Genomic DNA, 25,580 nt, shown 5'->3' with positions numbered 1-25,580 from the left:
CGCTGCCGCTAAAAGTAGGAGCACGCAGGTACTTCCGGCGGCACATGGCAACGTCGCGGCCAGCCTCTCATGGGGAGTTTGCAGGGCTGGGCGGGTGGGCACCACGTAGTAAGGGATGCCCCGATGTAGACTGCCGTAAGGAGACGCCCGCCCGGCGGTGTTCCTGCCTTGGTGGATGCTGACGCTTTTGGCGAGATTCGACCGCCGTCAACTGCCAGCGTCCACGTCGCAGAGGAACACCGCTCCCCGCCCTTTTGCACTCCCCACAAGTACCGCCGACCTTTCTCCGTGCCAACTCCTCATGGTTCGGGTGTCCTCTCTTTGGTGGACGGCTTAGCTGCCGTCCACTTCGCAGAGGACGCATTCCGTTTCTCCCGATGGGGCATAATCCCGCCCATACCACGGGTGTATGCTTTGCCTCTTACTTTTTTAGCAGGAACTTTTAGTGCTAGCTAGAATCTATATATCAGAATCACACAATATCAATTATATGGAGGATATATATTATGTTTTGTCGAAAATGTGGCGCAAAACTGTTGCCTGATGATGTTTTTTGCAGTAATTGTGGTACCAAAGTTATAAACGAAACCTCAACCGATGAACCTACGCATATGAACAACTCGCAGCATCCTACACAAACTACCATTAAGAATAAATTCTTAAATAACTCTTTCTTTAAATTTTTGATTTATTTTTTTTCTTATGTACTTCTTGTAATTTTTATCTATGCTATTTTTCCTATTGCTAACATGTCTCTTTCTCAGTTTATAAGCTCACCTAATGGCCTTATGAAATTTTTGGGGATAGCCGTAGGAGCTGCGCTTGTACCTACTTTGTGTTCTCTTCCACTCTTTTATGCATTGAAAAAAATGAACAAAGTAGAACGATTAGGGCGATTAGATATTTTTTTCTTCTTTATGCTCCTCATAGCAATCGGTATTCCTTTAAAGTTACTTCCTCCAATAGAAGTTGGCTTACTTATTGTTGGTATCATCTTACAAATTTTTTTTGCTGTAAAAAAACATCGATAGGAATAATCACAAACTGTCATCAAAGACGGGCGACTGACAAGGCATTTGTCCAGATGGCCGCCTGTTTTTTATTAAAACCAACAACTTATATCAGATTTGACCTGTCAAAATATCAGTCAAATTCCCTGTAAGCTTGTAACACGAAATTTCTGCCAGCATAGGAATCTGTGGACACACTGCCGAAATGTATCGTCGTAATAGATATACTATCCTCATACTGGTGGAGGCCAGTATGGAGCTGACGGAGGTTATGGATATGTGTGACCATTTGAAACTCGATAGGATGCTCGATGAGTACCTGGCGGCAGGGCGTATCAATACCATTCTCCAATCACGAAAGAAATCCCTTACCACCTATGACTTTAGCTGCTTTGAACCTGAAACGAAAATCCTGCTCTGGGATGAAACAGACATCGTCGATGCGCTGCTGCCGCAGGAAAGGCAGATATCGACCAACTGGCTGGAGAACAATCTCTGCCGTACCAGTAATTAAATACTGACACGTAACACGATAGCCGCATTTTATGTCCACGCTATACTATAGTTTGCCGCAACCTCTAACCATGGGAATCCCACGGCAGTGAGGAAGGTGAAATTGTGATCGTCGATACAATCTACGACACGATCCGAAAAAGCGGCAAACACTGATGGACGTAGGTCTGACTAACCAACGGACTGAAAACCACGAAGGAGCGCTCTTTGAGCGCTCCTTTGCGTATCGTAAACAAAAGAGCCTTACAGGTAACCAGCCTGCAGGCTCTTTCATCGGTGATAATCGTGACCGAATGGCAGCTTATCCGTCAGCCGCCCTCTATATTATCTTCTTATTGACGCATCAACGAGAGTCTCACCTTATCGGCAATATCCGCTCGCTCGATGATGCTTGGCGTACAATAATATCTCGTCGCTTTCGCTCGTCCTGTTTTTGTCACCCATTCCTGCTCGATGAATTTATTCAGGATTTTTCGAATCTGATATTTCGTAAGCTCTGTCGCAGTCTCCAAATCCGATACCGCTACACCCTGCCGATGTTTTTGCAAGAATTCATAAACGAGCTGCTCTTTCGCATCGAATTCAGGATGTGAGTCTAAAGGAGCTGCAATCCAAAGTTTCAAGCCTGTATAGGCCAAGGTCGTTTCGATTTCCGGTGCCCGGAATTTATTGATTTTAGCAAAATTCAACAGTGTCGTTCCACCAGTACCGGCACGTTCCGATACACCCATATACCGGAAAAAGGTTATAAGCGTCGTATTGCGTGGATTCGTGCGCCCACCTAGGAAAAACTGGCTTTCCGAAACAAGCATCTTGCCAGGATTCATGAAGGTATAGTACAGATCTTCCACCGTTACCTTTATATCGGTTTCCCCATCGAAATAATCGGCATGAATCAACATATTGGCCAGCGCCTCGCGCAAGGCATCCTGCAGCTCTGCTGAGGACTTGCGCTCACTGTTCTGGTCAAGTTCAAACTTGTCATTGATCGTCGCCCGCAGCTTTTCGCGTAACAGCTGGAAAAAGCTGAAGACATTCAGTTCCGGATATTCCAGGTCGCCAGTGCATACACGGTCACTCCAGCGCTCTTTTCCTTGACAATTCCGATGATTCAAGTACTCCAGATGAAAGTACGGAAACTTCTGCCGGATTGCGTTATATTTCCCAAAGAACAACAAGCACGCCACAGTCATTTTCACGCGGCGGCCATCTTTGCGGTCAATCTGATACGCACCGATGGTCTGCAGAAAATCCAGATTATCCATCGCCAGATAGTTCCGGGATGGATACCGCACATGCAGGAGATTCTTGAAGGACAGGACACTGTCCATATCCAAATCTTCGAGGATATATTCATCGAGCAGCTCGCTATCCAACGCAGGCTGCGAGTTGCGGGAAAAACGCTTGAGGTCGCTTTCCGTGATCTTGTAATCTCCCTCATGGATGCGGATATAAGCGCGCAGCGGATTCCCCTTCAAATACAAGGGTTTCTTCTCCTCAGCCAGCTCGGGAATATAGACAGAGATTATCTTCTTGTCGCCAACCGTATGCACCTGCAGGTTTTGATTCTCCAGCAGATTATGATTGACTACAGACTTATTGTTTGCACTATTGCAAAGGTCTTTCAGTATCTTATCCGGATTCTTGACCCCGGAAATCCCCCAGGGATTTTCCCGAATCCCCAGCAGGATATAGCCGCCAGCCGTATTGGCAAAGGAAGAATACGTCTCCCAGAAACTGTCTGGCAACGACGTCTGCGCCTCCTTGAACTCAAGGTCATAGGATTCATGCTGTTTGCACAGATTGTCAACAATCTGCTGTAATTGTATTTTGATGCTGCTCATCGCGGTACTCCATTACTTTCGCGAATCGTTCGAAATCCGCCCCAATCGTTCGAACGATTCGCCCATGTTCAATTACGTATATGCATTCACGCCTTGTGGCATAAGGGTTCTCGCTGACTTTAGCGAAGTAAAGAATCGTTCGAAAAATCGCCGAATCGTTCGAACTCCTGTCACCACAGTTCTTTTACAGGCTTTATTATAACACGATTTACACAGGCAAAAAATCGTTTCCACCAAAACAGGCGGCTGACCAGTCAAATTGACCGGTCAGCCGCCCGCGTTTTAGGGTATGGCAGTCAGCTAGTGCCGCTGGAGTTCCTTGATGAGTTCGCCGATCTTATCCGTCAGATTATCCATCGACCGTTGGAAACGGGTCAAGAGGTAGAACGTCACCACGATCGGGAACCCTACGGCAGATATAGCCGTGAGAATGGTCTGCTCCATGGCTGCATCCGCCATCAGGCCGTAATCTCTGCCTCATCCACCGTGCGGATGAACGCTTTCTTGAGCGACGTCAGCGCCATGCCGTTGATAAGGAAGAATTTCGTCTCCTGTACCTTCGTTACAAAGGCATCGACCTCCGCTTTCGTGACGTCCTCACGCGGCTCCGAAACCACCAGCTCCGACGTCTTGCCATCAGCACGATTGAACACCAAAATCAGCGTCTTCTTCATAAAGCAATACCTCCTTTACGCTTAGCCCACACGAATCAGGGATGCGCTGTCCACGCGGACGATCGCGCTGACGGTACGCTCCTGCAGCCGCCCCAAAAGGGCTGCCACCTCGTACATATCCCCATCCGCGACCTCGGGATTCACATGCGGGAACGTCACCATGGCATACACATCCTTGCCGGCTGCCGTCTGTCCCTTGATGAATTTGAGCTTCAACGTACAGGTCAAATCCTCTTTCTTGGCTTCCATGATAAAACCTCCTTTACAAAGCAACAGAGCCGCGCGGTCGTCACTCCGCGCGGCTCCGTTGCGGAATGACAACCAATATATATCAGCGCCAAGGCGCATGATACCAAGGGAAGGGGATTGTCGGTTCCGCAAAGTATGGGGATTTTCTCTATGGCTATCGTACCGAGTTGACCGGTCAAATGCAATGGTTTTTGCTATAATATATAGTGAGGTGATGGCTATGGATTTATATAAGGATATGTCGCAAGGTATTCTGGATTATTTTAAGGAAAATGTGACACAGGAACAATATGACCGTGTGCTTGAAAAAGGCATGCGCGAGAATCCGTTGGCAGAAACAGAGGAACAGCAATCTTATCATAAATCCGCTGAGCTATTGCATGTATTTTTGAATTATGACAATCGCTGCATAAAGCCGATACATAGAAAAGTCTATTACTCCAAGGCGTTAGAACAGAGTCTAGCCAATACATATGTCAAATACAAGCCAGTGATTGATGAAATTGCTCGGAAATTACGTAGCGGCCAGCCGGTAATGGATAGATTGAGCAAAAAGATGAAAGATGTCCTTTATGAAGATGGCATGCTGAATGATTGGCACTTATATCACTTTCACTTAGGGGAAACTGTCGAAAATGATTTTTGTCAGCGTACAGGAGAGCTGCTCATTGGCTTTATACCTCTCCATAAAGAGGACATGTATTTCCTCAAGATAATTCCCGACCATCAAGGAAACGCCGTATTTGCTGATAAAGAACTTATTGAGATCATTCAAGCCAATTGGCCGGAACTACTCGATACGTTTAGACTGAAAGGTGCCTCGCTCGAATATGATTTATCATCGCAGCAGTATTATCAAATGCGTAAGGCCGGTATAATGGCACCAGTCCAGATTGGAGATTCTGTTTATGTTGGGCCAGGACTAGGCGTAACTTCTGCCGGAACTAGTTTACAAGTACAACGTAAGGCTGATTTTATTATCAATTGGCTGACGGAATCTACGTTAATTTGCAAAGAATTGATGCGCGAGTATGTTCCTGAGCAAATTCCGCAGTGCTTGAATTTTCACTTGGAATTGGATATCGATAAGCGTATATTCGTGATAATGCCTAACCGAATGGTTCCTGCACAAAAGATACGACAACTGAAAAATGTTTGTCCTTTTTAAGGATTCTTAGTTTTTATTACGGAAAACAGCCCTACACAGCAGACGATGCGTTTTGTCTGCCGTGTGGGGCTGTTCTTTATCTTTATTGCCAGTAATCCGTCGCGCCCCGCGCGATAGCCCTTGCAATCCCATCCCCGTGCAGCGTCAGCAGTCCCACGTCGTCGCTATCGATAAATCCCACCTCGACGAGCACGGCGGGCATGGTGGTATTTCTTAGCACGCAGAAACTCGGGTGCGCTTTGACGCCGCGGTCGCGGTAGCCTGGGTCGATGGGCGCGAGGCTTCTGACAAGCTGGTTTTGGATGCAGGCAGCGAGCCTGCCGCCCGCGCCTTCCGTGCTATAACAGTAGGTTTCAGCGCCCCTGCCGCCGCCCGCGTTGACGTGGATACTGATAAAGACGTCTGCGCCCCACGCATTTGCGGTATCGACGACGCAGGGAAATCCCGGGCTTTCGCCAGCGAGGTTATGGCTCTGCAAAAGTTTTACCTCGCAGCCGGCCGCCTCCAGATACTTGCCGCATAGCGATCCATAAGTCAGCGCCAGGTCACACTCGCGCAGCTGGCAGCGTGGATTCGTGCAGCCGGGGTCAGGCCTGCCGCCCAGGGCATGGCCAGGATTCAGGAATACGCGCATCGTTTGCTCCTTTCCCATACAAAAGCGGGCAGGTTCTCCCGCCCGCAAAGCTATTCTACACGACGACAAAGCCGTCGCTCGTCGTTTCGGTACGATAGGTATCCTCGCACGCAAAGTCATGGGAATAGACGGTATAGGCGCCATCTTCCACGAGGCTTTCGCTGATGTCGAGGCAATCGCCGAGCGCATGCATCAGCGCGTCCGTCCACTCGTCAAAGTCGTAATAGATGCCCGCCACATGCGGCATCGCCGGCGCAAAGAAGACGCCGTCCCTGGCATTTGCCGCTTTTGCCTTCCCCGGCTGCTTTTCAGTTCTCCCCTCGCCGCTTTCCCCCAGCTCGGCTTGACGCGTCAAAGGGCTCGCCTGTGGATCCCGCCGCCCAGCCATATCGCTGCACTGACCAGTCAACGCGTCCGCCGCGGCCATCCTATCCGCCTGCTGACCAGTCACCCCATCCTGCTCCATCACGGTCGCCTGCTTACCAGTCAACGCGTCCCCCTGCTGCGTCACAGGCAGCCGCTGACCCGTCAGCGTATAGATGAGTTTGCGGCAGGACTTGCCCAGCTGCAAACAGCCTGCCGCCACCAGCTCCTGGCGGGCGGCGACGATACTGCCGTGGCTGAGGCCCGTCGCATCGCGGAGCTGATACTCCTCGATAACCCCGCCGCCGCGCTTTTCGATGGCCGTCAGGAGTTTCCGTGCCTTATCCGACAGCATAGTCACCCCTCCCTCCGCTGCGCGAAAACAAACTGCTCGCGAAGTGACATAGGCGGGCGCTTTGAGATGCCATGCTCCCGGTCGCGGCGGTGCATGCCGTTTTCAAAGAACCGCCGCCCGCCGATGGTGGAAAGATCGATATACTCACGGCCCCGCATCAACCCCGCGGGCAGGATTTCCCGGGCCACATTCCAGGCAAGGCTCGCATAAAGCTGCGCCCAAAGCCTTGCCATATGATCATAGCCCCAATCGCTAAGCGCAATGGCGATATCGAGCACATCATTTCCCGTAAGATCATAGCTCTCGGCAAGCTCCGCGCCGTGCGGCGCAATATGGAGCGGCACCCAAAGGAAAAAGCCATCGCCGTCTAGCCGCTCCTCGATAAGCTGCTGCCAGTAAGCCACAAGACTCCCAGGCCCGAGCGGCAGATGCGCCGCCTGCCGTTCCCGCCGCAGGCAGTCGGCAATATAGAGCGCCTGCGGCCCATCAATCCGCACCCGAATCGCATTATCCATGAGAACTCCTCCTCTCGCTATCTGCGGGGGCAATCCGCGCCACCGCCACGTCATTTACCAGTGCCAGCATCCTTGACCGGTCAAACCGGATCAGTATCCCCACACGCCGGTAGACGTCCAGGATCTCGCACTCCTCGGCAGTACTGCCCCGAAAACACTCATACTCTGACAAAGCCTCATTCGATTGTGCCAATTTAAAATCTCCCTTATAACTCCTCCTCAAACCGCTACCACATACCTCCGCACGGGCAAAAGCCGTCGCCTCCCCATCTCGCGCGGAAAACCAACTGACAACAAAAGCCCCTTGCGCCCCCCGCAAGGAACGCTGCCGTAGCGCTCACGCCTCCTTATCCGCCTCCGCCCTATCCTTCGACAGATTCGTAAGCTTTGGCCCCATCTGCTGGCCGATATGGATGCACGAGAGCATATAATACCCCGCGGGCCGGTTGCCGCCAAAAGCCTTGTGCCGGATATAGCCATACTCCTCCAGCTCGCGGCGCGCCCGCTTGACCATCGTCAGCGACATCCCCGTGGCCCCCGCCAGCTCCATCAGCGACAGCCGGATGGGGAAATGCCAGAACGCCTCATTGCCCCGATACATCAAATACGACCAGAGCGCCTGCGCATGGGTGGACAGCGGAAACGACAGCTGCCGCTTATAAAAATAGCGGATCTCCTGCATCCACCCGCCCAGCGTATCCATCAGATCTCAATCGACGGCAGGCACGCATCCTGATGCGCCGCACAATCCGCGAGCCACACCTCCGCCGACCGCTTATGAATCATGATGCGATGCCCGATGCGAATCGCCGGAAACCCGCGCACATGCGACAGCCGCCGGATCGACTTCTCCCCGAGGCCCGTCACCTTCGAAAACTCCTGCACCGACAAAAGAATCTTTTCTGTGTCCTCCATACATCCACATCCTTCCGCAAAAATCAGCAGGGATAATCCTACCCACAAGGACAAACGCCGCTAAAGTTTTTAATATTACCAGTAGATAAATAATTTTAGCAGCATAATCCCCATCTGTTAGTTTTATTATACATCCATTTCCTATTGTTGTCTACTATATTTTAGTGATTATAGCGGATTTAAGTCGTATTTAATGGTATTTTGCGCCGTACTATGGTAAAATAAAGACGAAAGGAGGCTTAAAGGTGAACGAAAAAACAAAGCACGACAGAACAGAGCCTACAAATCTTGACCAGTCAATCGAAACCGTGCGCCCGGACCTCAAGGAACGCCTCGACGCCCTTGCCGCCCAGGACGCCCGTGACAACCTCTTCCCGCAGCGCCTGAAATCCCTGCGGCAGGAACTACTCATCAAGCAGAACCAGATGGCCGAGATTCTCGGCGTTCCGAATACGACCTACGCCAACTGGGAACAAGGCCGCTCCTTCCCCAGCGTCGAACGTCTGCCGCGCATCGCGGCCTTCTTCGACGTCACCGTCGACTACCTCATCGGCGCCAACCGTGACAGCGTCAACCGCCGCATCATGGAACAGCTCGCCATCCTCGCGCCGGAGCAGCGCCAGGCCGTCCAGCTGATACTTGCCAGCATGAACCCGAACCAGCGCTGACAGATAGCCGCACGGCCTCACTACTAAAAAGGATATGTCTACAAATTCAGGTACGTCTTAGCATCGCCGCGAGCCCTTGTGCCATAAGCCCTTGCGGCTATCCACAAGGCACAATAGGCCCGCAAAGAGACCTGCAAACGTCCCTGCAACATATCCCGCAACCGTACCCACCTTGAAACTTATCCACCGATTACTCACAACAAAATCACAAGTTATCCACAAACTTATCCACCAACGCGTGGATAAATCCACATCTTTCCTGACACAACCAAAAGGAGTGACAGGAAATGACAACCAAAAACAAGACAAGCCATCGCGGCGCCGGCGAGGGCTCCATCTACAAAGACCGGGCCCATGACCGCTGGATCGCCCAGGTATCCGTCGGCTACGACGGCCGCACCGGCCGCCTCATCAAGCGGACAAAGACTGCCCGCACCCGCAAGGAGGCCCAGGCAGCCCTGGCAAGGCTCAAGGAAAAATACATCAGCCAGACGGCAATCTTAGCCAGCCAGATGACCGTGGCCACCTGGCTCGACCGCTGGTTCGAGACCTACTCGCGGCCACACATCCGCCCGACCACCGCCGACGGCTACCAGCACATGCTGGCCATTGCCAAAGAGCACGCGGGCAGCATCGCCCTAGATGCCCTCTCAAGCTTTGACCTGCAGTACATCATCAACAAGCGGCTCTACCCCCACTACACCGAGGCCAGATACTTCCGCACCATCATGCGCATGGCCTTCGCACGGGCTGTCAAGCTGAAACTCATCAGCGAGAACCCCGCCAGTGACCTGGAGCTGCCGCAAAAACCGGCCAAGAAACCATTCGTCGCCCCCACCAAAGAGCAGCGCGAGGCGCTCCTTAGCGCCCCCTCCCGCTACTACTGCTGGCGGCAGATCATGCTGACCGAATTCATGACGGGCCTGCGGCGTGGCGAACTGCTGGCCCTGCACTGGAGCGACCTTGACCTTGAGGAAGGCTGGCTCAAAGTCCGCCATGCCCTCGTCAACGGGCGGCGCGAAGAAGGCATGGCGCACTGCCCCATCTACCTCACTGAGCCCAAGACGACCAAAAGCCGTCGCCAGCTCTACCTGCCCCCCGCCCTCTGCCAGGAACTTGCCGCCTACAAGACCCAGCAGCTACGGCGCCGCCTGCAGACCGGCCACTGGGAGCATCCCGAGCTCGTATTCACAGGAAACGCCGGGGAATACATCAGCCCCTGCGTCTTCTCCTCCCAATACATCAAGATCCGCAAAAAGCTCGGCATCAAGACCACCTTCCACATGCTGCGCCACGACATGGCCAGCCGCATGAAGGCCTCCCATCGGTTCGACTTCAAGGACATCCAGGAACAGCTCGGGCACAGCACCATCCAGATCACCATGGATATTTATACGCACATCAACGACGAAAACAAGACCGCCGTCAGCGACTGGCTCCAGGATGACATGGAAAACATCGTCACCCTCGACCCAAAAGCCGCGGCCAAAAAGAAACAGCTGAAATAAAAATAGGACCATCCCGCAGCCCTGCTGCAAGATGGTCCACCCCTCAGCTGCCCCGTAAAAACGGCCCTAAACGCCCAGCAGCGGAAACAAAACCGCCCGCGCGTTACCCGACAGTTACCCGACAGACACCCCAAAAACACGCACAAAAAAGGCCCCGTGAAAACTCACGAGACCAATGATATCAATGGCAGAGAGGGTGGGATTCGAACCCACGGTGGCTATTAACCACACTTGATTTCGAGTCAAGCACCTTCGACCACTCGGACACCTCTCCGTGTTCGTTGCGAACAAAAATATTATAGCACACGGTGATAGCATTTGTAAAGGTTTCAAACCATGTTTTCTGATAAGTTTTTTCCTGTTCTTTCCCCTCTTCTCGCCACCATTTTTCTGTGTTGTTTGTTTAAAAGTATATTAGATTATCGTCGGTTCGTTATTGCGAAACGCCCTTCTTTCGACTATAATAATAGTGCGGTCCTGCAAGACCGACGACATACAACGGGAGGGTCCGGTGTGAATAGTCTGAATGCCGATCGAGCCGCCACCAGCTTTGCAATGCTGGAAGAGGATTTCTTCCTGTTGCAGACCAAGGCTGAAGATATCCTGTTGGATACGGTGGGACTAGGTCAAAAAATGCAGGAAGCGTTTGAACGTCATGGTGATACCCTGAGCTCCGCAGTTCTGTGGAAAGCATTGCAGCAGCAAGGATAGTCCATGGACGTCGAAAAGCGCCCCGGTTTCAACAGAAACCGGGGCGCTTTCAATTTATCCAAGTCAAGTTTTAAACGGTCTGTGCTTCGCTTTTGCGACGCTTGAACTGATACGCCAGCACCGCACCAAACAGCGTCAGGCCGATGGCGTCGGTCAAAAGCCCTGGCTGGATCATCAGCAGGCCGCCCACGACGAGCAGGATGCGCTCCAGCCACAGGCAGTTGGCTGCCAGATAGCCGATCAGCGCCGACGAGAGCGCAATCATGCCCGCCAGAGCCGTGACTGTCGAGAACAGCAGCTCCACTACGGAACCTTCCATCATCAATAGCACTGGCGACAAGACGAAGATATACGGGATGATGAAGGCTGCAATGGCGAGTTTCGACGCATTGATGCCAGTCTTCAAGGCGTTACCGCCACTGATCCCCGAACCGGCATAGGCGGCCAATGCGACTGGCGGCGTGACGTCGGCGATGATGCCGAAGTAGAAGACAAACATATGCGCAGCCAACACCGGCACCCCCATCTGCACAAGAGCCGGCGCCGCAATCGTCGAAGTGATGACGTAGTTGGCCGTCGTCGGCACCCCCATGCCGAGGATGATGGCCGTGATCATCGTGAAGAACATCGTCGGCAGCAGCATCCCGCCCGAGAGCTGCAGGAGCCCCGAGGCCAGCTTGAGGCCGACGCCCGTCTTCGTGACGACGCCGATGATGATACCGGCCGCCGCACAGGCCACGAGCACGCCCAGCACGTTGCGCGCACCATTTTCAAGGCCACGCACGATCTCAATCGGTTTCATGCGCGTCGACTTGCGCAAAGCCGAGCAGACGATCGAAAGGACAATGGCAACGAGCGCCGCCCGCATCGGCGTATAGCCCGAGACGAGCAGGTAGACGATGAGGATCAGCGGAATGGCCAGATGGCCGCGCTCGCGGACAAGCGTCATGATTTTCGGCAGCTGGTCGCGCGGGATGCCCTTGAGGTTCTCACGTTTGGCCTCGAAGTGGACGCCGAGCCAGACACCAGCAAAATACAGGAAGGCCGGCACGACAGCCGCCTTGACGATATCGATATAGGGCACACCGACAAACTCGGCCATCAGGAAGGCAGCTGCGCCCATGACCGGCGGCATGAGCTGACCGCCCGTCGAAGCGGCTGCCTCAACTGCACCCGCAAAATTCTTGTGGTAGCCGAGCTTCTTCATCATCGGGATGGTCAGCGAACCTGTGCCGACAACGTTAGCTACCGAGCTGCCCGACACCGTGCCCATAAGCCCCGAGGACAGGACTGCCACCTTGGCTGGGCCGCCGCTGGCCCAACCAGCGATTGAATTAGCAAGATCGATGAAGAACTTGCCGAGCCCCGTCGACTCCAGATAAGCACCAAACAGGATGAACAGGAAGATGAACGTCGACGATACGCCGAGCGGGATGCCAAAGATGCCCTCGGTCGTGAAGTACAGATGGCTGACGAGCTGCGAGACCGTCAAGCCGCGATGGGCCAGCACCCCCGGCATATACGGACCGGCAAAGGCATAGGCCAGGAACGCCAATACGACACAGACCATCGGCAAGCCGACCACGCGGCGCGTCGCCTCGATGACCAGCAGGATGCCCAGCAGGCCGACACCAAGATCGATATCGGAGACCGTGCCTGCGCGCAGCACGAGATTCTGATACTCGTAGATGATATAGGCCGGTGCAGCCGCACCGAGTATCGCAAGCAGCAGATCGAAGGGATGCAGCCTATGGCGCGACCACGACTTGCAGGTCGGATACAGCAGATAGACCAGCGCCAGGCCAAATCCCAGATGGACGCCGCGCTGCAGCTGGGCATCCAGTACGCCAAACGTAGCGGTATACAGCTGAAAGACGGAAAACGCGATGGCGATGGCGGCGACAATCTTCGCCATCAAGCCCGTGTATTCCATGGTGTCGGACTCCTTGTCATATTTCTTCAGGATGTCCTCGGCCTTTTTTGCTTCAGACTCTTTCATGATAACATTCCTTTCCCTAATGGACTGACAAATAGTTCTACCGGCGTTCCCGGCGGATACGATTCATAGAGACGGTATCTGCGCCCGCCCAAAGTCAGCGTCAGCTTCGTACCGACGCCAGTCCTCAGCGTGAGACGCGGAAAATGCCGCTCCATGTCATCCATGATGTAGTAATCGCCTTCCTGCCGGAAATTGCCCTCCTGCTCAAGGAAGGGCAGCCCGACGCCAAAAGACTGATATCGTGTCGAGTGAAGAACAAAACTGCTGCCATCTGGAGCCACCGCCAGATTCTCCCAAACCGGTGTCTTCTGCACCGAATGAATGAAATGGATGGTGAATGATGTTCCCGGTGCAGCGGGCACGACTGCCACCCGCTGCCCGCCTGCCTTGACGAACAGGCAGGGCTGGCTCAGCACATCCCCGAGCCCTAGCAATATGCCCAGGATGCACAAGTAAACCGGCAGTCTCCTCAGCTTAGACAATTCTGACACTTCCCTCTCACTAAATATGCCTTCCTCATGCGAGGAAGGCATATCAGCAGCAATCGCTATCGCTTACTCTTTGAAGAACTTCTCTGCACCAGCATTCATCGGCAGGGACATACCCTTCGTAGCGCCCTCTTTCGTGATGAGCTTGCCGACCGAATGAGCGGCCTGCAGACGATCGAGGTTCGAGAAGATGGCCTTGGCGATGTCATAGCCCAGCTTGTCATCGACCTTATCCGTTGCTACGAGCATTGCCATGACGGAAATCGTCTTGACTTCCTCGTCAAAGCCTGCATACGTGCCAGCCGGAATCGTCGTCTTCGTATAGAACGGATACTTGGCAATCAGCGCATCTGCCTTGTCGGCGTCCACCGGCAGCAGGCGGATCTTGTTCTGCGAGCTGATATCCTGTACCGATGCCGTCGGATAGCCTGCCGTCAGGAAAGCTGCATCGACATTGCCATCCTTGAGGGCACTGGCACCTTCACCGAAGGACAGGTACTGGACCTCGATATCGTTATAGGTGATGCCATAGGCTTCAAGGATCTGACGCGCATTGGCCTCAGCGCCCGAGCCAGCTGCACCGACAGCGACCTTCTTGCCCTTGAGGTCAGCAATCGACTTGATGCCGGATTTATCGAGCGTTACGAACTGGCAGGTCTCCGGATACAGCGTGGCAATGCCGCGGATGTTGTCGACCTTCTTGTCCGTAAACATCTCCGTGCCGTTAACGGCATAATAGGTGATATCATTCTGAACGATAGCCAGATCCACCGAGCCATCCTTCAGCATGTTGATATTCGCTACCGTAGCGCCGGTGCTCTGCGCGCTGGCGTTCATACCCTTGATATCCTTGTTGAGGATCTCAGCCATCGCACCGCCGATCGGATAGTACGTACCAGCCGTACCGCCCGTTGCAATGTTCAGGAACTTCTTGCCGCCGTCATCGCCGCCGCAGCCTGTGAGCAGTGCCGCCGAAACGACCATGGCCATACCAATAGCTGCCAGTTTCTTGAATCTACCAAAGTTCATACAAACGCCTCCCATGTCTTTTTTTGCATACAGTATTATTCATATCTCATATGTAATTATAGCATAGTGCATATACACAAGCAACCGCTTGATTATAAAAAAAAACGATGTATGTAAAGTATATCTGTATACAATACACACATCGTTTCCATATGTCATTCCTGATAGAAGCGCTGCAGCAAGCGCACCAATGCCTGCTGGTCACTTCCGGCCATTGTCTCTCGCGCAGAATGCATGGAAAGGATCGGCACACCAACATCCATCGTGCGCAGCGGCACCAGTGCAGAAGCAATCGATCCCAGCGTCGAGCCGCCACGGCTGTCGCTGCGGTTGACGAACTGCTGCCAGGCAATCCCCTCCTCCTCACAGAGACTGCGCACGATGGCGACGGCCTCGGCATCACCGGCGTACGACTGGCTCGCGGCCTGCTTGATGGCAAGGCCGCCGCCCAGCACCGGATGCACGACAGGGTCGGCCTTATCCACATGATTCGGGTGCACAGCATGCGCCACATCCACCGACAGCATGAAGCCCGCCGCAATGTCGATGAAAAGCTGCTCCTTGGTGAGCCCCAAGGCAGCATAGATGCGCTCCAAGACCTGCATCAGCACTGCCGAGCCTGCCCCCTGCTTCGTATTGCTGCCGACTTCCTCGTTATCGAACAATGCGGCCAGACGCAGTCCCCGGCCCATAGCTTCGGCCGCACAGATGCCATCAAGGCAGGCCTGTACCGAGGTCAGATTGTCAAGGCGCGGCGAAGAGACGAACTCATCGCCCAGCCCCAGCGTGCAGCCCTGCTCCACGGGATAGGCCGACAGTTCATACGAAAGGATATCTGCCGCTGGCACTTCAAGCTCGCCAGCCAGCCAATCCACAAAGAAGGACTTCTCCTTATCTGCTGCCTCATCTGCCGCATCAGCTGTCTCCCGCCCCGCAAAGGCCGCTGCCAGTGGCAGCATATCCGTCTGCGCGTTGAGCTTGCCCTCATCGTTGACCTCACGGTCCATATGGATGGCCAGACTGGGGATCGTCACCAGCGGACGCTCGAAATCCACAAGCCGGATTTCCGGATTGAAGGCATCCTCGCCGCGCAGGACGATCTTGCCCGCCAGCGAAAGAGGCCGGTCAAGCCACGAGCGCAGGATGAGCCCACCGTATTTCTCGACATTCAAAAGGCCACACTTCTCCTTGACGATGCCGGCCTGCGGCTTTATGCGGAAACACGGAAAGTCCGTATGGGCTGCCGCTATCCTCAAGGGCCCGTCCGTCTCGCCCACGACAAAAGCCAGTAATGTCGAGTCGTAAACCGTCACAAAGTACCTGCCGCCCCGCTTGAGCTCCCAGGGCCCGGCCAGCGGCAGCTCGGCAAAGCCAGCCAGCCGCAGCCGTGTCGCGCTTGCTTGCACCGTATGGAAAGGCGTCGGGCACTCGGCGATGAAATCAAGCAATTCTTCCGTTTCTACATTCATCCAATCAGTCCTTATTCTTATGATACTTTCATTATAGCACAGTCACCCTCCTCAGGCCGCACCAAGGCCTGTATCGCCTTGGTCGGGCACTTGGCCAGGCATACCGGCTCCGGGCAGTCCCGGCATTTTGACGGGTCAACCACGGCCACGAAGCGGTCGATGGTGATAGCCCCCTGCGTACAGCTACGCATGCAGAGGCCACAGCCGATGCAGGCGTGCTGACAAAGCTTCTTGGCCACGGGGCCCTTGTCATGCGATCTGCAGACGACCTGTACGGGCGCCGTGAAGGTCTGCAAGGTAAGCAAAGCCTGGGGACAGGTTGCCACACACTTGCCGCAGCCCGTGCAGATGGCCTTATCGACTACGGGCAGGCCGTCTTCCCCCATGGACAGCGCCCCGAACGGGCAAGCCCTGACGCAGTTGCCAAAACCGATGCAGCCATACTTGCAGCCCTTCGGGCCGCCCTGTATGAGCTTAGCCGCCGCACAGTCAGGCACCCCCTCATAGTGCGCGGCCATAGCCGCAGCCGTCTTCGTCCCGCGGCACTTCAGCTGTGCATACTTGGGCTCAGAGGCCCCGGCCTTCTTGCCCGTGAGCTCCGCTACCTTTGCGGCTACCGCTGCTTTGCCCGGCACGCAGAGATCCGGCGGCACCGACTCATCTTCGACGACGGCCTCCGCATACTTGGCACAGCCTGCAAAGCCGCAGGCACCACACTGCCCCTTGGGCAGGATGTCTTCGACTTCATGGATCAGCGGATTGACCTCCATGGCGAATCTCTTATCCGCCAGCGCCAGCACAATCCCGAAAAACGCGCCGACGCCAACGAGCACGACGATTATCATGATTGCTGTGTTCATAGAGTACCTCCTAGCGGCACTTCCCTTGATGGAAGGCCCTTATAACATCCCCGAAAAGCCCAGGAAAGCCAGCGACAGCATGCCCGCCAGAATGAAGGCAATGCCAATGCCCTCCAGCGGCTTGGGCACATCTGCATAGGCAAGCTTTTCACGCAGGCTCGCCATCAGGATGATGGCCACGGCAAAGCCCAGCCCGGAACCGATGGCAAAGACAATGCTCTTCATAAGGCTGTAGCTGTTCTCGACGTTCAAGAGCGGCACCGCCAGCACGATGCAGTTCGTCGCGATCAGCAACAGGTAGATGCCCCACATGTTGTAGAGTGCCGGGGCCTGTTTCTTGATGATGAGCTCCAGGAGCTGCACGAAACTTGCCGTCAGCACGACGAAGACGATAGTCGTCAAGAACGTCAGCCCCAGCGGCTGCAGCACAAAGAAGTAAACGATCCACGCGAGGATGGAACTCATGGTCATGACCGAGGTCACGGCCATGCCCATGCCCACCGAGGCACTGAGATTCTTCGAGATGCCAAAGAAGATGCACAAGCCGAGGAACTTCGTCAGCACGAAATTGTTGACGATGACTGCGCCGATAAATAACGTAAGATATTCTGCCATCACGACTCAGCCCCTTTCATCGCCGCCAGGCGCCGCGCCTCCTGCGCCCGCCGCTCTTCCACATGCTTGTTCCAGGTCTTGGTCGCCGCGACCAGATAGCCGATCAGGATAAAGGCGCCTGGCGGCAATACCATCATGAGCATGGGCTCATAGCCCTCGCCGAAGACCGGCATGCCAAGGATAGTACCTGCGCCGATGAGCTCACGGATCACTGAGATGATCAGCATGGCCAGCGTAAAACCGCAGCCCATGCCAAAACCGTCAGCAAAGGACTTGATCACGCCGTGCTTCGAGGCATAGACCTCAGCCCGCGCCAGGATGATCGCAAAGACGACGACCAGCGCCAGATAGATGCCCATAGCCTTGTAAAGCTCGGGGAAATATGCCTGCAGCACGAGCTGCGCCACCGTGACGATCGTGGCAATCGACGTGATGTAGACCGGCACGCGCACCTTCGGATTGACCCAGTTGCGCACGATCGAGACGACCACATTGTTCGTCGTGATGACAAACGTGACGGTAAGCCCCATCGTCAAGCCATTGATGACTGTCGTCGTGACAGCCAGGGCTGGGCACAGGGACAAGGCGAGAATGAAAATTGGATTCTCAGCGACAAGTCCCTTGCTGAAAATTTGCCAAAGTTCCTTCATATCATTTCCCTCCCGTCAGCTGGGCAACTTCCTCAACAGCCTGTTTGACGCCCTTGGTCACAGCCCGCGAGGAAATCGTCGCACCAGTCATCGCCTGGATAGCATCCTTATCGGCAGGATTTTTCGTAACCATAAGCTGCGCAGCGCCCTTGCCGGCGAACTGCCCGCGGAAAGCCGGTTTCTGGGCATTGTCGCCAAGGCCGGGCGTCTCATTGTGCTCGAGGATGTTGTAGTCGATGACCTTCGCATCGGCAGAGACCGCCACCAGCAGCTTGATGGTACCGCCATAGCCTTTGCTCTCCCCCGGCACGATATAGGCCACCGTCTTTCCCGCCTTCTGCGCCGCAAACCAGCCCTCATGGCCGTCAACCGGCTGGAAAGCCTCGGCCGCAGGCACCAAGGACTTCATCGACTCCTGCCGCATGAGCTCAGCCTTCTGGGCAGCCACCGGTGCAGTCACATAGTAGACCGAACCGATGACGACGCCTGAGATAAAGCACGCCATGGCCAGATTGGCGGCAATCTTCACAATCGAATGTTCCTCAGCCATCATTTGTCACCCCCTGCGCCAAAAATCCGCGGTTTCGTGAACCGGTCGATAAGCGGCGTCACCGCATTCATCAGCAGGATCGAGTAGCAGACCCCCTCTGGATAGCCGCCAATCAGGCGGATCAGCACCGTGATAGCGCCCGCGCCCACGGCAAAGATCACCTGCCCCTTGACCGTCATCGGTATCGTGACCATGTCGGTGGCCATGAAGAATGCACCGAGCATCAGTCCGCCGGCCATCATATGGAACAGCGGATCCCCCGTGAACAGTCCTGCCGGACCAAATACAAAAGTCAGCACGCCGACCGTCGCGATCATGACCGCTGGCACGATCCAGTTCACATAGCCCTTCGCGATCAGATAGATACCGCCGGCCAGCAGCAGCACCGTACTCGTCTCCCCCAGCGAGCCGTTGCGCGTGCCGATGAACATATGCCAGTACATGGCGGCCTGCCCGCCGAAGGTGCTCACCAGCGCATCATAGCCCTGCAGTTTCAGGATGTTGAGCGGCGTCGCACTCGTCATCGCATCGACGCCTGCGCCCATATCCTGCATCTTCGTCCAGGTCGTCATCGCCACCGGCCATGACACCATAAGGGCAGCGCGGCCAATATGCGCAGGGTTGAAGATATTGAACCCCAGCCCGCCCATCGACTGCTTGGCGACCACGATAGCCAGCACTGAGCCGATGGCGACCATATACGGCGGCAACAGCGGCGACATGGACATCGCCAGCAAAAGCCCCGTAATGCAGGCGCTGCCATCAAAGGCGGTAACGGGCCGCTTGAGCGCCCGTTGCCAGACGTACTCTGCGCCTACAGCAAACACGATACCGGTTAGCATATTGATAAGTGCGGGGAAGCCAAACCACCAGATGGCAAACAAAGCCGCTGGCAGCAAGGCTGCATTGACCTGCCACATGATGTGGGATATCGTCTCATCGTCGCGGATATGCGGAGAGGCAGAAATCGTGTACTGTCTTTCACTCATCTCGCTCATTTCGCACCGCCCTCCTTCTTCTGCGCCTCAGCTTTGGCCTTGGCTTTTGCCATCTCCGCCCGTACAAAGCCCTTCGCGTTCTTGATGTATTGCACGATATTGCGCTTGGCCGAACACACATAGGTGCAGCAGCCGCACTCCACGCAGTTCATAAGCCCGTATTCATCCCGGCAGCCTGCAAAATCCTGCCGCTCCGAGAGAATCGACAGCATGCTCGGCACGAGCCCCATCGGGCAGGCCTTGACGCAGCGCCCGCAGCGGATACAGTTCATCTCCGGACCATGCTCTGTGACTTTGCGCGTCAGCGCCAGAATACCCGATGAGCCTTTCATGATCGGCACTTCCGCTGTTGTCTGCGCCATGCCCATCATCGGGCCGCCAGCGATGAGTTTATCCGGCGTCTCGCGCAAGCCACCGCAGAACGCGATGGCATCGCTGAACTTCGTGCCGATGCGCACGCGCAGGTTCTTTGGCTCGGCCACCGCATCCCCCGACACCGTCGTGACGCGTTCCGTCAGCGGCAGGCCACGCACGACTGCATCGTCGATGGCCGCCACAGTCCCCACGTTCTGCACGACAGCCCCGACATCCATCGGCAGCCCGCCCATCGGCACCTCACGATCCGCGATGACCTTGATCAGCATCTTCTCCGCGCCCTGCGGATACTTTGTCTTGAGGGCCACGACTTCGATGCCCGTACCGGCACAAGCCTTCTCCAATGCCGCAATGGCCTCAGGCTTATTGTCCTCAATGCCGATGACACTGCGCTTGACGCCAAGCACCTTGGCAAGGATCTGCACGCCCTCCACAATATGTGCGGGTTCCTCCAGCATCAGCCGGTAATCCGCTGTCAGATACGGCTCACACTCCGCACCGTTGAGGATCAGGATGTCCACAGGCTTAGAAGGGTTCAGCTTGATATGCGCAGGAAAAGTAGCGCCCCCCATACCAACGATGCCGGCCGACTGGATCGCACCGAGGATTTCCTCAGCCGTCATCGCCTGCCAGTCGCGGCTCAGCGGCAGTCCTTCCACCCATTCATCGGCCCCATCGCATTCGATGACCACCGCAGGACAGCTGATGCGCCCGGAATGCGGCCGCTCCTCGATGCGCACGACCTTCCCAGCCGCCGGCGCATGGATATCCGCATGCATGAACGCCGGACTCGTCCCGATAAGCTGGCCGCGCTTTACCACATCACCCACCTTGACACAGGGCGCACAAGGTGCACCGATATGCTGGCTCAGCGGCACAACGAGTTCCGCTGGCGGTGCCATCACCTCGATGGGTTTATCCTTGGTCAGCGCCTTGCCGTCCTGCGGGTGGATCCCCCCCAAAAAACTCTTGAACATCAACATCACCTCATAGCTTTCGCGATTCACATCTCAATCCGCCAGGATTTCGACGATGACGGGTTTCATCTCCTGCCGTCTGGCCACACGGCGGTCAAAGGACCGCACAAAGCCCAAGGCCAATACCAAGGCCACCAGCGCAAGACCTGCGCTGCCCTGTGCCGCCGAAACGGACAGGGACGGCGCCAGCAGCCAGCCGGCCGCAGCGCCAAGCCCCGCGGCCAGCAGGGGCAGTACGAATACGACAAATGCCCCGACGAGCACATTCTGCTCCTGCATGGCAAAACGCACGCGCTGACCGGGATGGGCGCCGATCTTGTTGACCGCCTCGACCATCACCTGACGGCTCGACGGACACGCCCCGCAGCTCGTGCACTCCGCATGACGCCCGACTTTTATCTTCGCCAGCCCGTCATAGACCTCGACGACGAGACCTTGTTCCTGTTTCATCTGCTCTCCTCCCGCCTATCGATATACACTTACTCTATTCGACTTCTATTCAAAATATCCTGTTTCCTATCAATTGTGAAAATTATATTTTAAGGAATAGATGCCCCGTAATACAGCAAATTGCAGTTTGACGGTTTAGTTCCAGCCTTCCCCTTACCGAGGGGAAGGTGGGCGCGAAGCGCTCGGATGAGGTGTATGCGTCCGTATGGAATCCTGCTACTACGAAGCGCGGGGTTCACGGGGTAGTACTTTTTCTGTTTCCGCTAAATGGACCGTATGCCTAGTTCTGCGGACTTAGTTACCTGCTCCCGTCACCAGGTCGCGGCGTACACATCGGAGTCTAGCTTATGCGCTTACGGCCCAGTCCTGCTGCGCAGGACAGTCGCTCCAGACAGAAAGAAGCACTACCCCGTTCGCCCCTTTGGTAATGGAAATCTGAGATGGTACGAACCGTTTCTCTCGTAACAAGCACATCGCTGTAATTCGTAGCCTAATGCCGGAACAAAGCAGGCTTATCCAAACGTAGCAGAGGGCGGAGGCGGGTACACTTTCTTCGCAGCGGGAGCGATTTGCCCGAACGCAGTGAGGGATGGCCCGCGGTAGGTACTTCCTAGAACGTTTCGATGTATTGGCGTGCCGCTGGCCTGCCCGGCACATGTATCTAAGTACGTACTAAAGCAGCCGCGCGGGTCATTTAGCGAGAGCGGAGAAAAAGTGCACCCGCCCCCACCCAAGCTGAGCTGTACCGAGTTTGTTTTAACCACGTACGGACAGATAAACTGCAATTTGCAAAAAAGTCCGCTGACACTTTCCTGCGTCAGCGGACTCATACGTATCATATATGTATCTCTCTAATCCGGCTTGAAGTAAACCACGATGCCTGCCCCTTGGTCGACGAGCGTATTCACCGGGATGCTCTGTCCCGTCGCGTAGCCCGATCCTTCGCCCGTAAAGCTCAGCCCCTTGTCGCTGGCAAGCTTGGCTGCCTCGCGCAGGCTCTTGCCCGTAAAGTCCGGCATCACGATCTTGCCCTCGGGCACCTCGCCGTCATACGGTTTGACTGGCTTCGGCTGGGGAGTATTCTTGGGCGGCTCCATATTGGCAAATGGATCGCTTGACGGCGCGATGTGCAGATAGCGGAACAGCTGGGAAAAGATGCGTCCCGCCACCGGAGCCGCAATCTGACCGCCGTAGTAGTTGCCCGTACTCGGGTCATCAATCATGACCAGCACGGTGATCCGCGGATCCTCGACCGGCGCAAAGCCGCAGAACGAAGCAATATAGCGTCCCTCCATGTAGCCGGCACCATCCTCACGGATCTTCTGCGCCGTACCAGTCTTGCCGGCAATGCGATAGCCGCGCACACTGGCTTTCTGGCCACCGCCGCTGGCAACGACCTGCTCCAAGAGCCCCACGAGCGTCTTGTCGGTGGCCGACTCGATCGTGCGGCGCACCTCTTTGGTCTGCCGCTCCTCATAGACCGAATCATCGGCATTGCGGATGGACTTCACGATATACGGATGCAGCAGGACGCCATCGTTGGCAATCGCCGACATCGCCGTCACCAGCTGCAGCGGCGTCACCGCGATACTCTGGCCGATGGACATCGTCGCAATATCCGAGTCGCGCATATTCTCCGGCTCGAACAGGATACCGCTCTCCTCGCCCGGCAAATCGATGCCCGTCGCCTCGCCAAAGCCAAACTTCTTGGCATAGGCCGTGATTTTCTCCGCCCCCAGCCGCAAGCCGACCTGCGCAAAGCCCGTATTGAGCGACTGCTTGACGACATCGGTGAACGTGACGGTACCAAAGCTCGTACCGCTCCAGTTCTGGATGCGGCGTCCCGACACCATGACATAGCCAGGGTCGACAAAGACCTGATTCGGCGTGACAACCTTCTCCTGCAGGGCCGCACCGGCTACGACCGACTTGAACGTCGACCCTGGCTCATAGATAAACGACACCGCACGGTTTTTCCATACTTCCGGCTGATAATCCCAGAACTTGTTCGGATTGTACGAAGGCCGCGAAGCCATCGCCAGTATCTCTCCAGTCTTCGGGTCCATGACAACACAGGTAATGGACTTGGGATTATTCTCAGCCACGGCGCGGTCAAGCTCCTGCTCCACGATGAATTGGATGCCGCTATCCAGCGTAAGCTCTACCGTCTTGCAATAATCGCCGCGGTAACGGCGGCTGCTTGTGAAAATTGAGTCTAGGATAGGGCGGTCCTGACGGTCAGTCGTCAGATACTTTTCCTTTATCTCGCCCTTGAGCAGGCCATCGAGCGCCTGCTCAACACCATCGAGTCCCTTGTCATCTGTACCGACAAAGCCCAGCACATTAGCCGCAAGTGCATCGTTCGGATAGTAGCGTTTCGCCTCATCACGGAATCCCAGGCAGGACTGATACGACTTCTCGCGGATCAGCTTGCGCACAGCCTCATATTCAGTCTGCTCCATGCGCCGCTTCACCCAGACAAAGCCGCCGCCCACATTTATATCGTCAAGGATTTCCTGCTCCGGCTTATCAATGGCCGTCGCCAAATCGGCTGCCAGCACAGCCGCATCCTCGACATGGTTCGGGTCGACATAGAGCGACTTGGTCATCGTGCTGACCGCCAGTTCCCGGCCGTTGCGGTCAAGGATTGCACCGCGTGGCGACTGGATGGCATAGTCATGCCCGACTTGATTCTTCATGCGCTCGGAAAGCTCATTGCCCTGTATGAGCTGCAGCCAGCCATAGCGCAGGACGACAACGCCCAACACGAGCAGCATCAGCATCGCCAGCCAGGTAATATGCTTTTGTGTCGTGTACCGTCTCTTATTCATTCCCTTTTATCACTCCCGGCGCCCACTGCTTTTCAGCAGCGTATCCCGCAGGCGCCCCTCGATCTGTACCAGCTCGGCCTCGGCCGCTTGGCGTTTCGCCCGGCCCTCCTGCTGGATTTTGATTGTCTCTTCAATGGTGGCCACCAGCCGTTCATTGACCTCGCGCACCGTCTCGATATCGACCACGCCGCGCTCATTCTCACGAGCCGTCTCCACCGTATTCTGCTGCAAGAGCTCGGCATTGCGGCGCAAAAGCTCATTGGTCGCATCCGTCACAGCCCGCTGCATCTGCAGCGTCTGCTGCTGTGCCGACAGCCCCAAGGCGATGACCATCTGATTTTTCCAGAGCGGTATCGTGCTGTAAATAGCCGTCTGCACACGGTCGATAAGCGCCTTGTCGTTGTTCTGGATCAAGCGGATCTGCGGTGCCGTCTGGATGGCGATGGTCTTGCTGATCTTGAGATCATGGACCTTCTTTTCAAACCGCTCGACGCTGCCCTCAAAGTCTGCCACGACCTGCACGGCCATCGGATCATTTGCGGCAGCCGCCTGCGCACGCAGCTTCGGCAGCGTCACCTCACGCATCTCCGTGAGCTTCTCCTCACCAGCCTGGATATATACCTGCAGCTGCTTGAAATACGCCAGATTCTCATCGTAAAGCTTATCGAACAGGACGACGTCCTTCATCATCTTGATCTTGGCCTGCTCAAGACTGCTCTGGATGCGCTCCACCTGCACCGAGAGCTTGTCATAGCCATTCTTGATGTCCTCAGCCTTGCTGGCCAGGCCACCGATGAATGGCAGCTTGCCCAAAAAGCCGCCGGGCTTATGCCCCTCAAAGCCGCGCACCTCAGTCACCAGGCTGCCCAAAAGCTCCCCCACCGGGCCACTGTCCTTCGTGCGCACCTGGGCGAGCACGCCATCGGCAAACTCAGTGATCTTCTGCTGGGCTGGCGCGCCGAAACTCAGCACCGCCGTCGAATCCGTGAGGTCGATGCCCGCCTTTATCTTATCGGCCTGCGCCCGCTCCTCCGGCGTCAGCTGCAGCGTCTGCTGCTCGACCTGCGCCGCCAGCGCCTCGTCTGCTGCCACAGGTGCCTTTGCCCCTGCAGCTTCTTGCTTTGCTTTCATGAGATCTTCCAGATTGATGTCCATCGTCGTC

At 55.5% G+C, this 25,580-nt stretch carries 29 protein-coding genes and 1 tRNA gene; 6 read left to right on the top strand and 24 right to left on the bottom strand.

Annotation, left to right across the window (positions count from 1 at the left end; translation table 11 throughout):
• Positions 1 to 506 precede the first annotated feature (506 nt).
• Together BM181_RS08040 and BM181_RS08035 are read left to right on the top strand one after the other, a co-directional pair.
• The gene (locus tag BM181_RS08040; RefSeq protein WP_075443688.1) at positions 507 to 1,031 is read left to right on the top strand and encodes a zinc-ribbon domain-containing protein; all 525 of its coding nucleotides are present in this window, start codon (positions 507 to 509) and stop codon (positions 1,029 to 1,031) included.
• Between the two features lie 232 nt (positions 1,032 to 1,263).
• A complete protein-coding gene (locus BM181_RS08035) occupies positions 1,264 to 1,524 on the top strand; it encodes a hypothetical protein (RefSeq protein WP_075443686.1) in 261 nt (86 codons plus the stop codon).
• A 331-nt stretch (positions 1,525 to 1,855) separates the two neighbouring features.
• On the opposite strand, the gene BM181_RS08030 is transcribed toward BM181_RS08035, so the two are convergent.
• The 4 genes from BM181_RS08030 to BM181_RS15300 all read right to left on the bottom strand — a co-directional run bounded on the left by BM181_RS08030 (position 1,856) and on the right by BM181_RS15300 (position 4,290).
• Entirely contained in the window at positions 1,856 to 3,367 is a 1,512-nt protein-coding gene (locus tag BM181_RS08030; protein ID WP_075443684.1) for an RNA-binding domain-containing protein, read from the bottom strand.
• Positions 3,368 to 3,667: 300 nt separating this feature from the next.
• Positions 3,668 to 3,811, bottom strand: a complete 144-nt coding sequence (locus tag BM181_RS08025) for a YvrJ family protein (protein WP_072022702.1) — start codon at positions 3,809 to 3,811, stop codon at positions 3,668 to 3,670.
• A 14-nt stretch (positions 3,812 to 3,825) separates the two neighbouring features.
• Positions 3,826 to 4,041, bottom strand: a complete 216-nt coding sequence (locus BM181_RS08020; protein WP_075443682.1) for a DUF2922 domain-containing protein — start codon at positions 4,039 to 4,041, stop codon at positions 3,826 to 3,828.
• Between the two features lie 21 nt (positions 4,042 to 4,062).
• A complete protein-coding gene (locus BM181_RS15300; RefSeq protein WP_075443680.1) occupies positions 4,063 to 4,290 on the bottom strand; it encodes a DUF1659 domain-containing protein in 228 nt (75 codons plus the stop codon).
• Between the two features lie 220 nt (positions 4,291 to 4,510).
• Here BM181_RS15300 and BM181_RS08010 point away from each other — a divergent pair, with 220 nt between their 5' ends.
• Complete coding sequence (locus BM181_RS08010; protein WP_075443678.1) at positions 4,511 to 5,458, top strand: hypothetical protein; 948 nt, start codon at positions 4,511 to 4,513, stop codon at positions 5,456 to 5,458.
• Positions 5,459 to 5,540: 82 nt separating this feature from the next.
• Here the strand turns inward: BM181_RS08010 and BM181_RS08005 are convergent, their stop codons facing one another.
• From BM181_RS08005 to BM181_RS07980, 6 genes are all read right to left on the bottom strand, one after another.
• Positions 5,541 to 6,092, bottom strand: a complete 552-nt coding sequence (locus tag BM181_RS08005) for an N-acetylmuramoyl-L-alanine amidase family protein (protein ID WP_075443676.1) — start codon at positions 6,090 to 6,092, stop codon at positions 5,541 to 5,543.
• A 55-nt stretch (positions 6,093 to 6,147) separates the two neighbouring features.
• Positions 6,148 to 6,810 (bottom strand): hypothetical protein, encoded by a 663-nt coding sequence (locus BM181_RS08000; RefSeq protein ID WP_075443674.1) that lies wholly within the window; start codon positions 6,808 to 6,810, stop codon positions 6,148 to 6,150.
• 2 nt (positions 6,811 to 6,812) lie between these two features.
• Positions 6,813 to 7,325 (bottom strand): hypothetical protein, encoded by a 513-nt coding sequence (locus BM181_RS07995; protein ID WP_075443672.1) that lies wholly within the window; start codon positions 7,323 to 7,325, stop codon positions 6,813 to 6,815.
• Positions 7,318 to 7,518: a hypothetical protein gene (locus BM181_RS15145; protein ID WP_143092143.1), complete on the bottom strand. Its 201-nt coding sequence runs from the start codon at positions 7,516 to 7,518 to the stop codon at positions 7,318 to 7,320. Before BM181_RS15145 ends, BM181_RS07995 begins: the two co-directional genes overlap by 8 nt.
• Positions 7,519 to 7,662: 144 nt before the next feature.
• Positions 7,663 to 8,028: a helix-turn-helix domain-containing protein gene (locus BM181_RS07985; RefSeq protein ID WP_075443668.1), complete on the bottom strand. Its 366-nt coding sequence runs from the start codon at positions 8,026 to 8,028 to the stop codon at positions 7,663 to 7,665.
• Complete coding sequence (locus BM181_RS07980; protein WP_075443666.1) at positions 8,028 to 8,240, bottom strand: helix-turn-helix domain-containing protein; 213 nt, start codon at positions 8,238 to 8,240, stop codon at positions 8,028 to 8,030. Before BM181_RS07980 ends, BM181_RS07985 begins: the two co-directional genes overlap by 1 nt.
• Positions 8,241 to 8,485: 245 nt before the next feature.
• Here BM181_RS07980 and BM181_RS07975 point away from each other — a divergent pair, with 245 nt between their 5' ends.
• Both BM181_RS07975 and BM181_RS07970 read left to right on the top strand, forming a co-directional pair.
• A complete protein-coding gene (locus BM181_RS07975) occupies positions 8,486 to 8,908 on the top strand; it encodes a helix-turn-helix domain-containing protein (protein WP_075443664.1) in 423 nt (140 codons plus the stop codon).
• 287 nt (positions 8,909 to 9,195) lie between these two features.
• The gene (locus BM181_RS07970) at positions 9,196 to 10,416 is read left to right on the top strand and encodes a site-specific integrase (protein ID WP_075443662.1); all 1,221 of its coding nucleotides are present in this window, start codon (positions 9,196 to 9,198) and stop codon (positions 10,414 to 10,416) included.
• 185 nt (positions 10,417 to 10,601) lie between these two features.
• On the opposite strand, the gene BM181_RS07965 is transcribed toward BM181_RS07970, so the two are convergent.
• Positions 10,602 to 10,690: transfer RNA gene (locus tag BM181_RS07965), tRNA-Ser, on the bottom strand.
• Positions 10,691 to 10,929: 239 nt separating this feature from the next.
• Here BM181_RS07965 and BM181_RS07960 point away from each other — a divergent pair.
• Positions 10,930 to 11,127, top strand: coding sequence for a hypothetical protein (locus BM181_RS07960; protein WP_075443660.1), 198 nt, complete (start codon positions 10,930 to 10,932; stop codon positions 11,125 to 11,127).
• A gap of 70 nt (positions 11,128 to 11,197) precedes the next feature.
• Here the strand turns inward: BM181_RS07960 and BM181_RS07955 are convergent, their stop codons facing one another.
• The 13 genes from BM181_RS07955 to BM181_RS07895 all read right to left on the bottom strand — a co-directional run bounded on the left by BM181_RS07955 (position 11,198) and on the right by BM181_RS07895 (position 25,573).
• Positions 11,198 to 13,126, bottom strand: coding sequence for a TRAP transporter permease (locus BM181_RS07955; RefSeq protein ID WP_075443658.1), 1,929 nt, complete (start codon positions 13,124 to 13,126; stop codon positions 11,198 to 11,200).
• Positions 13,123 to 13,599, bottom strand: a complete 477-nt coding sequence (locus BM181_RS07950) for a DUF1850 domain-containing protein (protein WP_075443727.1) — start codon at positions 13,597 to 13,599, stop codon at positions 13,123 to 13,125. The genes BM181_RS07955 and BM181_RS07950 overlap by 4 nt, the downstream gene beginning before the upstream one ends.
• Positions 13,600 to 13,680: 81 nt before the next feature.
• Positions 13,681 to 14,643: a TAXI family TRAP transporter solute-binding subunit gene (locus tag BM181_RS07945; protein ID WP_075429445.1), complete on the bottom strand. Its 963-nt coding sequence runs from the start codon at positions 14,641 to 14,643 to the stop codon at positions 13,681 to 13,683.
• 155 nt (positions 14,644 to 14,798) lie between these two features.
• Positions 14,799 to 16,112 carry a M18 family aminopeptidase gene (locus BM181_RS07940; protein WP_075443656.1) on the bottom strand — a complete coding sequence of 438 codons (1,314 nt, stop codon included), beginning with the start codon at positions 16,110 to 16,112 and terminating at the stop codon, positions 14,799 to 14,801.
• A gap of 17 nt (positions 16,113 to 16,129) precedes the next feature.
• Positions 16,130 to 16,972, bottom strand: a complete 843-nt coding sequence (gene rnfB / locus BM181_RS07935; protein WP_075443654.1) for an RnfABCDGE type electron transport complex subunit B — start codon at positions 16,970 to 16,972, stop codon at positions 16,130 to 16,132.
• A 39-nt stretch (positions 16,973 to 17,011) separates the two neighbouring features.
• Entirely contained in the window at positions 17,012 to 17,587 is a 576-nt protein-coding gene (locus tag BM181_RS07930) for an electron transport complex protein RnfA (protein WP_075429439.1), read from the bottom strand.
• The gene (gene rsxE, locus BM181_RS07925) at positions 17,587 to 18,237 is read right to left on the bottom strand and encodes an electron transport complex subunit RsxE (RefSeq protein ID WP_075443652.1); all 651 of its coding nucleotides are present in this window, start codon (positions 18,235 to 18,237) and stop codon (positions 17,587 to 17,589) included. The genes BM181_RS07930 and rsxE overlap by 1 nt, the downstream gene beginning before the upstream one ends.
• Position 18,238: 1 nt before the next feature.
• On the bottom strand, positions 18,239 to 18,790 hold the full coding sequence (locus BM181_RS07920) for an RnfABCDGE type electron transport complex subunit G (RefSeq protein WP_256211327.1): 552 nt from the start codon (positions 18,788 to 18,790) through the stop codon (positions 18,239 to 18,241).
• Positions 18,787 to 19,785, bottom strand: coding sequence for an RnfABCDGE type electron transport complex subunit D (locus BM181_RS07915; RefSeq protein ID WP_075443650.1), 999 nt, complete (start codon positions 19,783 to 19,785; stop codon positions 18,787 to 18,789). The genes BM181_RS07920 and BM181_RS07915 overlap by 4 nt, the downstream gene beginning before the upstream one ends.
• Positions 19,782 to 21,137, bottom strand: coding sequence for an electron transport complex subunit RsxC (gene rsxC / locus BM181_RS07910; RefSeq protein ID WP_075443648.1), 1,356 nt, complete (start codon positions 21,135 to 21,137; stop codon positions 19,782 to 19,784). The genes BM181_RS07915 and rsxC overlap by 4 nt, the downstream gene beginning before the upstream one ends.
• A gap of 33 nt (positions 21,138 to 21,170) precedes the next feature.
• Positions 21,171 to 21,587, bottom strand: coding sequence for a SoxR reducing system RseC family protein (locus tag BM181_RS07905; RefSeq protein ID WP_075443646.1), 417 nt, complete (start codon positions 21,585 to 21,587; stop codon positions 21,171 to 21,173).
• 851 nt (positions 21,588 to 22,438) lie between these two features.
• Positions 22,439 to 24,418, bottom strand: coding sequence for a penicillin-binding protein (locus BM181_RS07900; protein WP_075443644.1), 1,980 nt, complete (start codon positions 24,416 to 24,418; stop codon positions 22,439 to 22,441).
• A gap of 9 nt (positions 24,419 to 24,427) precedes the next feature.
• Positions 24,428 to 25,573 carry a toxic anion resistance protein gene (locus tag BM181_RS07895; protein ID WP_075443642.1) on the bottom strand — a complete coding sequence of 382 codons (1,146 nt, stop codon included), beginning with the start codon at positions 25,571 to 25,573 and terminating at the stop codon, positions 24,428 to 24,430.
• Between the last annotated feature and the right edge of the window lie 7 nt (positions 25,574 to 25,580).

The organism is Pseudoselenomonas ruminantium, from assembly GCF_900113715.1.
Lineage (GTDB): Bacteria > Bacillota > Negativicutes > Selenomonadales > Selenomonadaceae > Selenomonas_A > Selenomonas_A caprae.
The sequence above is the reverse complement of the archived record's forward strand: the minus strand, read 5'-3'. Positions and strand labels throughout refer to the sequence as shown.